Source organism: Shinella zoogloeoides, assembly GCF_033705735.1.
GTDB lineage: Bacteria > Pseudomonadota > Alphaproteobacteria > Rhizobiales > Rhizobiaceae > Shinella > Shinella zoogloeoides_A.
The window spans coordinates 94083-108858 of record NZ_CP131132.1; the positions used below are offsets into that span (position 1 = coordinate 94083).

Consider the following 14776-nt stretch of genomic DNA (forward strand, 5'->3'; position numbering starts at 1 on the left):
TTACGGCAGCTTTTTCTCACGAAAAAGGCGCGTAAATCGCTCAGCTTCCTCATGACCAATCTCGCTTGTAATCCACCACTTTATCGCCGCTCTGATGAAGCGCGCAACTCGCATCAGTTAGATAAGGATCATCTGCCGTGGCGACCACCACATAATTCTCGGGGTCGGCTCCAAACCACAACGAGCCAGTTCTGCATTCCAACAGGTCGCAGCCCTTCGATATGCCTTCTCCGTTCTCAATGATGGCAAAACAACATCCCCTACGTTTACGGACCACTGATATCATCAGATGTATTGCAGCATATCCCTGCCATCAAGTGATATCACGTGCTATCAGGTGATGGCTTCCCGATGGCCTCGGCATCAAGCGAATTGGTGCTTTTCATTTCATCCTCTAGCTGGCATAAAAGGACATTGAATTTGATTTGTAGAAGGTTGTGAACATGCTTGGAAAGTCAATTGCTGTGATTGTTGTCGCCGCCACTCTCGCCGATTGCCAGACAACATCAAATGAGCCAACTGACGCCTATGTAAAGCGGACGCTGGAGAACAACGCTACCACCATGGCTCACGGGTCTCGGCCTCTGCTGACGTAAACACAGCGGCTGCTCCAAATTCATAAATATTAGCATGGCAGTAACCGCTCGAAATTGCGCCGTCGGTTCGGTTCCGGTCAAGGCTATGGCGACGGTTCCCGGTGGGACACGTCTGGTTCAGTTTCCACACGTCTAGGATTGGGGACTCGCGTCTCGGGTCCTCGCGATAAGCCTCCCCAAGTTGTCACTTACGGTGATGCGGTTGTCAGGGTAGGGGACCGTTCAGATCGGACAGGCTTCGTTGAATCTGAGTTGCCGAAGGCCCTCTCGAATACTCACTCATCGGCGGTGATCGCCGCAGCTTATGACCGCTTGGAAGCTGGCTCATCAGTCCTAATGGTCGGGTCAGGTGTTGCCCCATCTAGCGATGAAGCGGCATATCTACGTTCTTCTCTTTCGAACTGCCGCTTGTCGAATGGTAGCGCGTTGTTGGTCTCAAAGTTGGGTGTAATGGGTTCGGCTGAAGCGGTGTTGGCTGATTTCTCGCTGGATCAATTTGCAGGGATTTCACCTCGTGGGGGCAAAGAGGAAAAGGGACGTTTTGCCGTTGTAGATTTTGGCTCAAAGGAGTGGCGGATCGCACTGGTTTCTGATGGAGCTGAAGGCGATGAGGTCGAGTTTCGTAAGGTCGATATCGAGACGGCCATGTTCGTTGAAAAGCGCACCTGCGAGATCATTGAGACGAGGTTGAACGTCTCGGTAAATGGGGTCGCTGAGATATTCGAAACCGGCGTTTGCTACGCCAAGCGAGGCAAGCGCGATATCACTATGCATATTGCGCAAGCTCGTCGCGAAGCGTGGCGGGAGTTTGGGCCAATTCTAATTGCTGAGATCGGTCGCCACGGTGCATCAACGATTTATGGGGCTGGCGGTCCTGAAAGAAACCTCATCGAGATAAAAGGACGTGTTTCAAGGTGCGGGCAATTAGTATAGTATGGGGGCTGCTCAAAAAGCGCTCGTCGTTGGGAGAAGAGCAGAGTGGTCCAAATGGATGATTTGTTGTATTGAAGAGAAGCTATCATCTCTACCGGTTGAAAACGTGCGGCAGCGATAGCGGTCGGATCGAGTTTGAAAGAGCATTTGAAGACTGGGCGATCACCGAGTGTTGCCTTGATTGATTTTCTAGGAGATGGTTTAGCATGAACTGGCACCGGCAATATTGATGACGAAATTTCCCCTAGCGCATGCCAAGCTCTGCCAGTACGGTACAGATGTGTATCCAATCAGGTGACTGCCTGTCCGGCCTTACGATTTGCTTGTCTGGCAATCACTATGGGTTATCCCGGTTATCCGGCAGTTGTCCGGCGTTTGTCGGCGTTTGTCGGTGTCGGCATATCAGGCCTATGGCCATGTGACCGGCGGGGATGTGGCCGAAATGCGTCTGTCCTGCGTCCGGTCAGATGCTGCGAAGCACCCAAGGGGCGGGGTCGAGATGTGGTTGTCGATCGCTCGGTTGCGTGGTCAACGCCTGACCTGATGGACCTGAGATCCCCGCCAGTCTCGGTCCCGCCCGAAAGAGATGGTCGGCCCTGCTCGCGCTGCCGGCACCATGCGCGGGCTCTCAGCGGATTAACGCCTCCCTCAAGATGATGGCGAATGGTGGACGCACCTATCCTTTTCCTCGCTATGATCAACGATCGCGCTCTGCAGCCGCGTTAGTCCTCGAATTCTTGAGTTAACGCTGGAAGGTTTGAAATCGTCACTCCTGCGCGAGTGACAGCGCAGTGGCACTGCATGCAGTCCGATCCTGAAGAATGTCGACTAACGTCCTCATTCAAGAGGACAGCGCAGCAAAGCAGCAGGGGCCGGTCAGTAGTGCCGAACCGATGGCTATTTTGAAGATGCGAACGGCGCATGCGGCGTGAAAAATCCCCCCCCCCCCCCCCCCCCCCCCCCGGGCGTATATCGCTTTCTCAGAAGTAAAGGCTCTCAGGTCAGCCCGTGACGGCCGCGCGTAGCGCTTCGCGGGTAAAACGTCAGATCGTCGCCGAAGACAGGCGGTCCCTGTGAAGTCTGCTGATGTGACGATGCGCAACGTGCCGGTGCCAATCGCGAAGGGCAAATGATGGATTGGCGGCGTATGCGCAGGTTATGTCAGGTAGGCGCGATCACCGTCGCTGACGAACTGGCGAGATGTTGCGCATCCTCTCGCACGCTGCGTGTCATTTTCCAGACGCTCCCAATGTGATGGCTCGGCTCGCTGTTCACGACCCAGGCCTTGACCTTACGAACTTCATGCGGTGCCATCAGCGGCTCGAAAATGAACGCGGCCGGGGCGCGGTCAATGCCGTGATTTTCGGGGATCGCGTGGTATGGGCGAGCCGTTTCGAGCGGGCTGTGACCGCTGCGCTTCAGGCCTCGCTGGGGGCAAATGTTCAACGCGCTCATTCCCCGCCCGCCGTTCGAGACGATCAGAGACATTATCGCGCAGGATCGTTTTACGAGATGGGGTCTGTAATTTTGTCTGGCCCGACCGGGTCGGGAAGGCACCCTGCAGGGCTTCTTCGACGATGATGGAAGAGGCGCCCATTGAAACGGTATCGTTACGCTTGAGCAACTGTGGATTCACGTTGATTCAATTCGGTCTCACCACTGCGTAATGCGCAATCAGAAATCCCGGCGCATTCAGTTTTTGAAGATGGGGATTGAAGAGCTTGATGCGCCGCGTGCCGTTATCGCGGTTGGCGAGCAGCGACTATCAATGGCCGCCCAAAGAGACCAGCACGCGGTACGGTTCACTCAAACGCACGACGCAACGTCAACGGTGGCGGAATTTCCGCGTGAGCCAAGCATTCAGCGGTGGCGGCAACTCTATGATCATCGGCCAGACACTGGTGAGGAATGCAAAGTCGCCGAGATGGTACTCAATGACGACGCGCGTGGGGACTACGAAAGTGGCTCTCGTGCCTTTCTACGACCTCGTAATCGCGGATCAGCTGGCCGATGAACGACTGTCGCGGAACAGTTTAAAAAAATCAGTATCCTCGGAAGAACTGCAATACGGCGCTCAAGCGCTACGGTATGGCGGCGCCGGTAGATGCTGGCCGGGTGCTGGGTCGTCGCTCATTCCTCGTAGGGCGTTTTCAGCGCGTGGGCGGGAACGTTGCGGCCGAAAGGTGCGGTGAGACGGGATGCGTTCGCGCCGTCGTGATGATGCCGGGGATCGAGACAAAGAGTCGGAAGGCTGCGCCCGAACAGGTCCTCGCACTTCTGGTTTTGGGTCACTACAGCTCTACCGTGAACTTGGCGGGCGGTATACCCGGCGGCGATGAGACGGGTCGCGCGGTCGCAGATGCATCGCAGTTTCTGGCGAGACAACGAGGACGCAGGTAAGGCCGCGCTCTGGATCAGGCCCGTGCTGTTCCGGCATTTTCGTGTCGTCCATTCCGTGCTGCCTTTTTATCCTCGCAGGCGCCAATACGGCATAAAGCTTGCGGCTGCTTCTTCATATGGTGGGCTTGCCGCTGACTGAAGTGCCGGGATGCCCGCCTCGATCACTGTACTCGCGGCGATGACGGCGGGGCAACATTCCCGCTTCTATATCGGTAAAATCCGCTGCAATTTCATGCAACCAGTTCGCCAGGAGATCGGAATGGCTGATGAAGAGCGGGTAAGTGCCCGCTCGGTGATGGATGACACAGACAGGCGAGCCGATCAATGGGGTTTTAAGGCTTCATGGTTCAGTGACAACTCCAGGGATCGCGACGAGATGGTGTGGCAGTTCACAAACTACCCCTCCGCTGGCCGTTCATCGTCATTTTGGGTCGTCCCCATCTGCACGTCCCGTAAGGCCATACGCTCGTGACATCGGCGGTAAATTCATTGAGAACTGTTCCAGGTGGAGCGCAAGGTTTGAGCGCCGGATCAACGTACTGGTTCACGATCTCGCAGTAACGCGTTGTCAGTGCGATTTGCGATGGCTACCCGATTAATGTCCCAACCCGTTCGATGTCTGGCATGTGATCGTCAGGCGCGCGGCCTCAAAGATCGGATCGGATGCCGCCTTGCGCTTCTTGGTGGCGATGGCGCACGCAGAATTCCAGATTTTTGTCGAAGCGCTGTGGCTGGAAGGCCGCTCTGCATTAACGGGGCACTCAGGTTGGCATCGGGAAAATAGTAATCGGGATGCTGGCGGTTCGTGCGTTTTTCAAAAGCCGCGATAGGCGCGAGGCTACTGCCTTACGGTCAGGTGGTCGCCACATTCGGTACGAGGCCACCGACGAGATGCATTATCGAATTGTCGATAACACGCTGCTGAACTCGGCATGTCCGTCTCGTCGGTGATTTCGGCGGTGACGCTGAGTCAGCTTGACAATCGAACTGATTGCTGTCTGTTGACTTTCGCAGTGGTGGCGGGGTCTGTCAGACAGTGACTGTGGTTGGAAGAGCATGGCCAGGCGTGCTTTAAGAAATTTGTAAAATGCCTGCCACCCTCGGCAACGGTCGCTCTCGGGTAATGACGAAACCGTTTGTGCTTGGCGTCCGTTAGGGCACTCAACTTCAAAATGGCGAAGAGCTGACCCCGTCCAACTCATATGCCAGCGCAGCGAGCAGGCCGCCAATGAGGCCGCAATGTGTTGATGATCGTGGTAGTGGAGAGATCGCTTTTGCCGAATCGAAAATTATCGGATTCGCCGATAGGACGATCCCAGGCGAGCCGGGCGAAATGTCTTGCTCAACAATACCCGGCTCATTTCAGTGATCGCCAGTTGCGCAGGCAACGTAACTGGCGATCAGTTCAGGCAATGGCTCGGTACAGTATCGCTCTCGAATTTTCCGATGTCAATGCGGCAAACCGAACAAACGTGTTACTGTCACTTCCTCAAGGATGAGCTCAACGCGCTGTCAGAAGACTTTCGACGTTCGGTCACCGGTTATTCTGGCGTTATGTCGAACCATGATCGACAGAAAATGAAGAGGAGCAGGCCTCAAACAACGTTCTACGCCAGGCGCAAACTGGTGACCTCGAAGATAACGTGCGGTTCCAGTTGTCGAACTGGTGACGCACTGAAAACGTAGCCAGCTCGATAGCAACTCAGCGGCGACACTTTATTGCTGCGGCCGCGTTCGAAACGCAGATCGTCATCGACCGGGTGTCCAGAAGCGAAGGACAGCGCGGCGCTGGTTCGCTGGACCTGTTCCCTGTGGTGAAGTCGAGAACGTCGGTTGCTGACGGTGCCAATCCTGGAAGTCGATGGATAATTCGCGGTAACGGGCTTAGAACGTCCGGCCGCGACCAACGTCAATTACAGCTTATTCTGCCAAATCCACGCCAGCGTCACACCGACGCCTGCAGGCATGAAGGACGCTGTCGACGGAGAAAAGCCTTCTCTTCGCTCAAAGTCGCCCGCCGCGCACGTTACCTCGCCGGTCACGCGACCCGGCTAAGAGTATGCCTTCCGTTCCTCCCCGGTCATTGGCATCCGGAGCCGCATCAGCCGCGTGCATGCGCGATCTTTGTTGCGACGACCGATGATGTGCGGGCAACCGGGGCGGCTGCGATCATGTGCAATGTGCCCGTTCTCAATACGGTACGAGGGGCGAAGCCGTCGTAGACCGCCCGGCGTCCCGATCGGCGCTGCGACGCTCCCTCGACTTTTCAACGTCGATGTTGCCGACCGCGCGCTCTTGTCAAGCGTGCATGAGCGCCGGCGTAGGTGATATGGTCGCCCGCGCCGGATCGCCGGTTCAAGGTATTTGAAACCATCGGGGGCGGTCAACAAGCGAATGGGCCCACTGCAATACGACCGCTTCAGCAACGGTCGTGAAAAAGGAGCATCGTGATCGCGCGGTCGCAACTGGCGCGGCTGTGGCGCGGCTATCGTGCGGAGTGATATCGATCGATAGCCCGATTTACTGGGTGCTGGTTGTCGATAAGATATACCTCGCCCGGCGTTTTCGCCGCGAAGTGAAGCCGCGATGGTCAACTGCAAACCTCGTGCGGCCGGAGATGGCTCCGTGGTCGCCGGAGGCCCGGTAATGGGTCTACATGAACAATGCGCGAGCAGCCGTTCCTGCGGCAACAATAACGCCTCTTGCGATCTCGGCGCAATCGCAGATTCTGTTGCGCGTCCGCGAGAAGAGTTGACGGAAACGAACAGCGGCGCTCGGCACTGCGGCGGCGCCGACACATATGGGAAGCCAGGCTGGACAGGCACGCGCAGAAGGCGTGACAGAGCGAAGGGCGGGCGCTTCGATTTGTAAATATCGGGCCGCAAACTTTTCGAAGTGGTGAGGTGAAGTTTGAATGGCGTTTGACACCGTTCTGTGAGCCCGACGGATCAGGCAGAATGTGGCTGATGAGAGGCCGCACGCTCTCCATCTCGCGCCTTGACCATCAGTGTTATGGCGGGCCGTTGGTGACGGATCGCTCGTTCTGGTTGCACGGGTGGTGATGGGCGAGCAGCGAGGCGGCACGCTGCTCAGCTATCTGTCGCCTTCGAGGTGCTGGCGCTGCCATGCTCACCGACGAGAAGTATCGAGATCCGCTGGTTCCTGTGATCGTCGCGCCCTTGGCCCCCGGCGAAGCCCTTTCTCCGCTGAGCGAAAAATCCCGATGAGCGCCATACCACTGATCAGCCGATGGCGTGGAACGTGCCGCGTTGTGGACGAGACCATGGCTCGGCGCTCGACACCCGGGTTGCTGGGACGTTCGTAGCTCCCCGGCGACGACGCTCGAGATGAAACGCCCAACGGTGTGTGCCGGCGCTCTGGTCCCCGGTCGGTATCCGGGTGTCGAGGAACCGAGTGTTCGAGGCGGTCAGTGGCTGAACTTGGAGGACGGCGCTGATGTGCTGGTCATGACGGTTGACGGTGATCCCGTTCCAGATCGCATTGTGAAGTCCGCACTCCTTGTTGGTGGCCTGATCCAGATTCAGCGCTGGCGAACGGTCGCGCTGCCCTCGCGGAGCTGGGCACGTTCGCCGTTGTGGAATGGCCTGTTGCAGACGTATGGCGACTTGGTGGAAGACTGCATGTAGCAGGTCGATGATGTGGAGCTTGCGCTTCATGGCGCTGGCGACAGAATCCATTGTCGGAGATCGGGCGGCCGGCAATCTTTCAAAGGGATCGACCCGTGTTGTTCTTCGCCGATGTCACCTCGTTATTTTGTAGCGCGCGATCTGGCCGCGGTAGCTCAACCAGTAAGCTGCCGCGGTTGTCAGGCCCATCGATCGGCAATGAAAGGTGCATCGATCCTTGGCCGGTGGGGAGCGGCGACATGGAGGTTTTCGGCATCATCGTCTGCCAAACGTGGACGATTGATCCCGTCGATGAACATGATCTTGTCGGTCGTATTCTGGCTCGGCGCGCGAACTGCGGCGATCATGGAGTGGCTTGGCCGGGACGAAGCAGGGCGCGTCATGGACAGCGCCATCGAGTCGCTCTCGATGACGAGGGCGTCAAAGCGGCAGGTATTCCGTTGCACATATGCCGGGGACGTGCGCGGTTGAATTTGCGCGGGATTCTGCGCTATGCGCTGTCGGGATGCCCGCAACTGGTGAGCTGATCGAAGAGCCGCTGGCGGAGCGCTTTCTGAGATGGCGCGGTCGGGAGGGCTTGACGCGCGTGGTACTAGTCGCTCGCCGTAAAGATAGATGATCCGAGTTCGCGAAAGGTCGAAGATCGATCTTTCGCGCACAAGATGTCCGAGTTGCCCTCATACCAGGTCAGGTGGTCTCAGCATCGACAGCGAACTGGCATGCCGACGAGATGCCGGAATTAATACAGTGCTCTATCAATCACCAGCCTCCCGATTTCCATCTGTCCGGGCTACCCTGACGCTGGGTTTTCTGGGTCTTGGAGACCTCGTCGCCGGGCAAAGGCCTCTGGTGGCGGTCGCCAACCTGGCGACACGTGTGCGCGTTTCATTCGCGAGCCATTGAGGATGATGGCCTCTGGGTGATGCCGACTGTGCAGGCATCGCTCGAAGGGGTCGATATGTCCTCCTGAAGCCCACCTCACCGATTGCTGACCGTTGAAGCTTATTCGGGGCGGTCTGGTCGCCTTCACAGGCCTCACGAAGATTGGCTGGCTATTCGTCGCGATGGATGCGGCCGACTTTCGCCTTTGTCGATGACCGTGATCGACGACCGCCGTGGCGCTCGAAAAGCACGGGTTATCATGGGAGAAATCACGGGCCGTTCCTTATGACGTTAGCCGAGACAAGGGGCGGATTTATTAGCGCCCGGCCCGAAGCCGCTTTAAGCGCGATGTTGTTTCGGATTCCAGTAGCGTCGTGTCGTCCTGAACCAGTCGGCCGCTGGCGCAGGCGATCGCACCAAGTGGTCTGGGCGTGCGGCAGCAGGTGATCAGGCGCAGGCAGGGCGATGTGACAGGGCGATGGACGGCCGCATATCAGGCATCGTGTCGACCTGCGGTGCCCCTGGGGCTGGCCAGCTCAGCGCAGACGGTTAAACACGCTCTACGGCCACCAGTCAACGACCGACCTCTCAACAGTGGGGAGCAATTGTCGGCCGCAATCTCAAAGATTAACCCGGATATTGCCGTCACGCTCGATGGCGGAATCCGATATCCAGACGAAGTATTCTGAAGCTGGGCCGATCGCATGCAGCACGTGGGCGGCTGGACACCTTTCAGATGCGCGTGAAGCCTTGCTGGACGCCTCGGCGAAAATCCTCTGCGGCTGCGGATATGACTGGCGGGCGCAGGTGAAGAGTAATCGCTGATGAAGTGACGGCGCGGTATCGGCGTATCCAGACGTCCCCTTGCGCTCAACAAACGACTACAGGGAACAATCAAACAATCGATGTGGCGCAACTGTTGAGACGCGGTAGCGGGGCTGGATGATCGATCAAACCCTTGGCCGCGAGGATTGAGCGGCTGTTGAAATTCGCGCCAGTGTCGAAATTCGTTTCTCTGATCGATTTTCGACCGTGTGATGAACCGCTCTGACGAAATTGCGCAGCCTTGGGCGACAGAACACCGATTGACAGAATTTTGGAGATAATCAATGGACGCGATGCTGAAAGGGAAGCGGAAAAGCTCGATGCCCTGCTCATTTCCTGCTCATTCGACCCGGCGTATCATCGGCGGTTACCCCGAAATGCTCAGGCTGCAAGCTTCGACGTGTTCAATGCCGCCGTCGATGCTCGACGGGACAGGTCACACCGATAGAGATCGGTACCGTCCGGCCCCTGAATGCTTGGCGAATGGAGAGCATTGCGGATCGGTACCCGGCGAGAGCCTGATCGATATGCCGATAATCTGTCTATGCGTTGCGCGAAGAACACCGAAGCGACGGTTAAGGGGCGTCACGAAGATATGGGCGTTCAAGTGCGCGTCTGGACGATGACGGGATTGGCCTCGCCTTCGCCCATGTGGTCTATTTCGCTCGAATGGCGAAACTCCCCCGATGGTGGGGCGGAAGCCGTTCTTGGAGATGGCGGTCAGAGACGATGATGGCCCTGTTCAGAATGTGCGGGGCGGGCGATATGCGGGCGGCCTTTTTGCCCGCCAGAATACTCGCGATGGGCGATACGGACGAAGCGGCGCCACCTTCAGGCGCGATGAACAGGGTGCTCGAGCAATTGACATCGAGCGTGGCAAGCCGTGTCGGCTTCATGAAAGCATTACAGGAATGACGGGATATCAGCAGACGACGACAGCAGGCCCGAAACCACATCGCCTGTGACATGCTCCTGAGATGGTCCACGGTGGCTGCAGGTTACGATTGATCATGTTCGCGATCTGACCTCGGCTGCAGGATGCATGGTAAATCGAAGCCTGCGGCAGCAAGGGGGCGATCAATACCGATGGCTGTCGGCGCCTTTCGAGAACTCACGACACTTCACTCCAGCGCATCGATCCGAAGGTCGGGCTTTCGGACCCAGAATAGCGGAGTGCCGCGTCACTCAGCGAAAGGGACGAAGATTTCGGCGTAATCGTAAAGCCAGAACGTCGGCGCGACAAGGTATCCAGGATGCGCACAACAGGTGGGTCTGGCACGTTGCGTGATGCGCGGCTCGACAGTGGCAGCTCCTCGGCGTCGGACGTAGCCACCGCGATATGCGCTGCGGCGGGCGGTAAGTCCCTTGATGGGATGATCGGCTCAAAAATATGAGGTTGGTCTCCCGTGAAACGTCAGTCGGCATTTGGGGCAAAAAACGGAAATTGCGCTCAGAAGGCCACGTCGGTGCAGCCGTGTAGAATGAGTTACCCGGCGTTATACTGTGTCGGGGTTTCGGTAATTTTGGGCGTCAGTCAGGGATAAGTAACCCCAGAATACCGGGCAGACGGTCTCCCGTCGGGTCGAAACTAAGATGAAAAGGGCTTGCTGCCGAGCGCCGTTCTCCTAGAGGTGGGTCGCTTCGGGGCGAAGTCTGAAGTCTTTTGTCTTTTTTCGGCGTTTTCGGCCCCGGCAAGAGGAGAGATGAGTGCTGACGACGTGCCAACCTCGGCGGCAATTATCTGGCGCGTCAGGGAGAAATACGTGGTCCCTAAACCGTTTGTTGCATCCAGCGCAATGTCGGTGCGCACGCGCGGCGGATGATGAGTTTGGTGGGTCTGTCTACTGGCGCGGTGAGCCGAGCGGAACTCTCGGCGGGCTTAGCTTGTGCCAGCGTCAGAACACCTGGCCATCCGGTGAGCTTACCTTGGAGGAACGGCGTGCGCGAAGAATACGTCAGTGCGGGTTGGTTCTCAGCGAAGCTCGAAGAGCGGGGCAAACGTAGCCGAGATACATGCAGCTCCTCGTGCCGTATAAAACGTATACGATCGTACCCTGCGCGCGGGCGCGGCGTGATTTCCATTGCGACAATAGCTAAAAAGGCGGTGCAACCGATGTCAGTCGAGCAGCTCATCTGAAATTTTTTGGTTGAAACGTTAGATCGAGTATACGGCGCTCAACAACCCGGTAAGGTCGTGAATAGGTGGGCATGCCATGCAGGACCGTCTGACCGCCCGGTTTCCCGCTGCGGGGAACAAACCAACGGAAATCAGATCTTATTTTTTTAAAGATCGCATGATCTGGTTAACCGCGCAGAAGCATTCGACAGCCGGTGGCATTCCGGCAAACCTCATTATTTTTGGCGTCAGAGCGTCGACGGGCGTCACCCCCTGACCTTCTGCCTCCGAAGTTCTGCTCGAAAAATATCTGATGCTCAACCCAATCGTCAAAATCGTATTTAGCGTTTTTTCCGCCGACAGGCGTTCTTATTCAACTCTGCCGGATTGCCTGCCTGCGAAGAAGGGTTAATATTGCCGTGTCGTAAATCTTTTTTTTTCACAGTGAAAATTCAGAGGTCGAGCGAGTGCCAGAACGCAAACCCCGATGCGGTAGCTGGCGGTAAATCCGCTGAAAATTGCCGTCCTCGACCGAACCTTCGCGGTCAGCCACTTACCGGCGTACCGATCATCTCGCGGCGGCCGTCGAAATTTGAGTACTGGCCTGGCGCATAAACGGAAGAACTGGCGGGGGACGGACATGCGTGGCAGGCGACGTTGGTTCGGCGACATTGCGGCTCACCAGCGCTCCGCTCAAGTGCGGGTGGTTCTTTGGATCTCAAGCGGCCGATGCGGTTCAGAGACGAATGGCGCTTCTCCGTCCGGCGAAAGTGGATGGCTCGAGTTTTTTTAACGGGGCCAACCAGCGGGCCCTCGATCTCTCAGGCCTGACCTTCAGGCGGGAACGGCGGATGATTGATCAATGGTTTGATCAAGCTCAGCGGCAAGTTTGCCCTGGCTGCGGATGAGAAGATCAACAACAATATGTACCAGTTCGATGGGAGGACAGATGAATGAGCTGCCCCGGCGGTTCGAAGATGCTGTGCAGAGCTGAAACTCCGGTATTCCTGACGTCGGAAGTATGACTTCGCTGGCGTCAATGAGCACCGGCCTGACGACGCCAGCCGGTCATGACCTACCCTGCCGTGCGGGCTGCGTGGCGCAATTAATGGAACACCGGCAATACCGGAAACGCAACGGCACCGTTCGGAAGCTCAGCGGTAAAGGGGATATCCTGCGAAAACGCTTATTACACTGGTGATTGCGCTTCGCTGGCACGGCGGTAGGCGCTGCCAGCTCGATCATGGAATGGGCGACTAATTTCCGGCGCTCATGGCTGGCCTGAAGGCGGTTGACCGGCAAGTCTCAACCAGCATCCAAACGCAACGCGTGATCAGAATCGAACGGCAGTGAAGCGAGGACTGCGCAAGGGCGACATCAAATAAGCGGAACTGGTCAGGTGGACGTCCTGCGCTGTTGTGGATGCAGGTCGGTGTCGATATTCCGAAACCGGTCGTCTGATCGAAATACCTGAGCAGCGGCAGAAGAAGCTGCGGCCGCGACATAAGAGGACTCGGCGAGGATCGGACGATCAGGAGGCGTGCGGCCAGCCCGACACTGCGCCAATCGACCGTTCAACTGAAATTCGAGAATGCAGCGCCGTTTCTCGTGAATAGAAATTATGGCGGCGCTGGCAGTGACGGACTTGATGATGTCCTCGCCCCACGAACGCCCACAATGCTGAAGTCGTCTGGGATCGTGGAATGCCCGTAGCGCGGCGCGTCCCGTTCTGTGACGTGGGTCGTGGCAGCCGATATGCAATGACCATTTCGAAAGGCGTCGCTGCGTCTCGCTGCCCCTGGCGTTTGCCGTGACAGCTGTTGACATGTAATCCAGCGGGCGCTACAGCCAGCCTGCTGTGACGGCACAGATACGAATCGAAGACGTTGCTCATCTGGAAGAAGATGCGCCAACGCCAGCTTCTGTTGGCAGCGCTGAATCTGACGAAAATCCTCAGCAAACCTCTACCGTGAAATCTGCTGAAGCGCGCAAATGTTGCAGGTAGGCGTTATCAAGGCCGATGCGAAAGGCGCATGGCGTCGCGGCTGCCGTTTGCAGACAAAGCCAGTCTTTCTATGCTGCAAACGCGCAATGGCCGCCGCGTCTATCGTACCGGGCCTATTTAATATGGTCCCCCGAAACCGGGCGTCATTGGCGCGTCGCGGCTGATGCCGAATTCAGCGGCAACAGCTCGGCGGCGGCTGCAATTCGGCGTTGCGGCGATTGAAACAAGCCGGCTTGTGTGGCGGCGATTTGCAGGACCTTCGAAAAGGAGCAGGAACGATGTTCGTCGTTCGGTGGTGGTTTGTCGTCCATCGCTGCCGAAAATGAGCCGGGTGGCGAAGCTGGCCTTGGACGGGTGGACGATGGGAATGGGGCAGGCCAGCGCCGACAAGCCGCTGGAGGCCACGCTGCTCGACGCTGTTCGGATTGAAGCCGCAAACATCGCTCTGATGGCTTTTCAGGTCAAAGACAATGCGAGAACGGAACTGGCGCTGTCTTCCTATGCCCTGTCTCGGGTTAACCGAGCTGTGTTCAACGGCAACGAGGGCGTTGTCTCTGTAGGCGCTGGCCAGCGCCGCGCCGGTCTTCAATAGGAGCTGTCCGATGAAAAAGCATAAGCGTTTTGTTCTCGGTTCAGTTGTTCTCGGCGGTAGCATGCTGCTTGGCGCTAATTCGGCCGCTGCGGCATGGTGTGCGATTAGCACTGGATGGATTGCCACCCACGAGCAAGTCGAAAAGCATCTGATCCAAGAAACGCAGATTTTGGAAAATGATGTCGCCAAAGCTGGCTCCGAGACGCTGGAACAGGTCCTCGCAGCGCTCAAGGTGCTCAACCGGCAAACTTCCGGCGAAGGGCAAAGGTTGCAGCAGGCCACCAAGAAGAGCCAAGAGGCTTACGCAAATACCGTAACTGAGCAGATGCGGCGCGAGCGTTTGGTCGCGATCAAGGAAAACTACTCGTATGAGACAGGGCAAGGACCCAATGCATGCGCCCAAGTGGCGTTTTTGCAGAAGGTGACGGGCGCTATTGATGGCACCGGTAGCTCAACCTCGCGTGTTTACAAGCAGATCGACGTATCGCCGGGATCTGTTCCGAGTGTCGCGCAGCAGGCGGCTGACCGGCGAGATCCGCGCTCGACGGACGCCTCGTTGTTGCTCGATGTAAATGCCTCGGAAGAGGATAAGCGAAAAGTAATCCAGCAGCTCGCTGGTTTTGCGGTGGAGAAGCCCACGGGTAATGAGACAGGCACTGTTGGAGGTGAATTCTCGATGCTGCGTGCGCGCGGGCAGAGGCTTGGCGCTCGCCTGCGCTAGTTTCGTTGGCTGCGGTCGCGGCGATGTCGAATAAGGCCAGCGGGGACGGAGATGGGGCG

Annotated in this window: 10 protein-coding genes; 6 read left to right on the top strand and 4 right to left on the bottom strand. The window is 57.5% G+C overall.

Annotated elements, in window-relative coordinates; genetic code table 11:
- The first annotated feature begins 1046 nt into the window (after positions 1-1046).
- Complete coding sequence (locus tag ShzoTeo12_RS26985) at positions 1047-1529, top strand: hypothetical protein (protein WP_318914451.1); 483 nt, start codon at positions 1047-1049, stop codon at positions 1527-1529.
- A 1161-nt stretch (positions 1530-2690) separates the two neighbouring features.
- Here the strand turns inward: ShzoTeo12_RS26985 and ShzoTeo12_RS26990 are convergent.
- Positions 2691-3017, bottom strand: coding sequence for a hypothetical protein (locus tag ShzoTeo12_RS26990; RefSeq protein WP_318914452.1), 327 nt, complete (start codon positions 3015-3017; stop codon positions 2691-2693).
- A gap of 1060 nt (positions 3018-4077) precedes the next feature.
- Here ShzoTeo12_RS26990 and ShzoTeo12_RS26995 point away from each other — a divergent pair.
- Positions 4078-4401: a hypothetical protein gene (locus ShzoTeo12_RS26995; RefSeq protein WP_318914453.1), complete on the top strand. Its 324-nt coding sequence runs from the start codon at positions 4078-4080 to the stop codon at positions 4399-4401.
- A 2770-nt stretch (positions 4402-7171) separates the two neighbouring features.
- On the opposite strand, the gene ShzoTeo12_RS27000 is transcribed toward ShzoTeo12_RS26995, so the two are convergent.
- The 3 genes from ShzoTeo12_RS27000 to ShzoTeo12_RS27010 all read right to left on the bottom strand — a co-directional run bounded on the left by ShzoTeo12_RS27000 (position 7172) and on the right by ShzoTeo12_RS27010 (position 9616).
- The gene (locus tag ShzoTeo12_RS27000) at positions 7172-7606 is read right to left on the bottom strand and encodes a hypothetical protein (RefSeq protein WP_318914454.1); all 435 of its coding nucleotides are present in this window, start codon (positions 7604-7606) and stop codon (positions 7172-7174) included.
- Between the two features lie 149 nt (positions 7607-7755).
- Entirely contained in the window at positions 7756-7971 is a 216-nt protein-coding gene (locus ShzoTeo12_RS27005) for a hypothetical protein (RefSeq protein ID WP_318914455.1), read from the bottom strand.
- A 1381-nt stretch (positions 7972-9352) separates the two neighbouring features.
- Positions 9353-9616 carry a hypothetical protein gene (locus ShzoTeo12_RS27010; RefSeq protein WP_318914456.1) on the bottom strand — a complete coding sequence of 88 codons (264 nt, stop codon included), beginning with the start codon at positions 9614-9616 and terminating at the stop codon, positions 9353-9355.
- A 396-nt stretch (positions 9617-10012) separates the two neighbouring features.
- Between ShzoTeo12_RS27010 and ShzoTeo12_RS27015 the strand changes: the two genes are divergently transcribed.
- The 4 genes from ShzoTeo12_RS27015 to ShzoTeo12_RS27030 all read left to right on the top strand — a co-directional run bounded on the left by ShzoTeo12_RS27015 (position 10013) and on the right by ShzoTeo12_RS27030 (position 14717).
- On the top strand, positions 10013-10198 hold the full coding sequence (locus tag ShzoTeo12_RS27015) for a hypothetical protein (RefSeq protein WP_318914457.1): 186 nt from the start codon (positions 10013-10015) through the stop codon (positions 10196-10198).
- A 1298-nt stretch (positions 10199-11496) separates the two neighbouring features.
- Entirely contained in the window at positions 11497-11676 is a 180-nt protein-coding gene (locus ShzoTeo12_RS27020; RefSeq protein WP_318914458.1) for a hypothetical protein, read from the top strand.
- A 2059-nt stretch (positions 11677-13735) separates the two neighbouring features.
- Complete coding sequence (locus tag ShzoTeo12_RS27025) at positions 13736-13996, top strand: hypothetical protein (protein WP_318914459.1); 261 nt, start codon at positions 13736-13738, stop codon at positions 13994-13996.
- Positions 13997-14006: 10 nt separating this feature from the next.
- On the top strand, positions 14007-14717 hold the full coding sequence (locus ShzoTeo12_RS27030) for a hypothetical protein (protein WP_318914460.1): 711 nt from the start codon (positions 14007-14009) through the stop codon (positions 14715-14717).
- Positions 14718-14776: the final 59 nt, after the last annotated feature.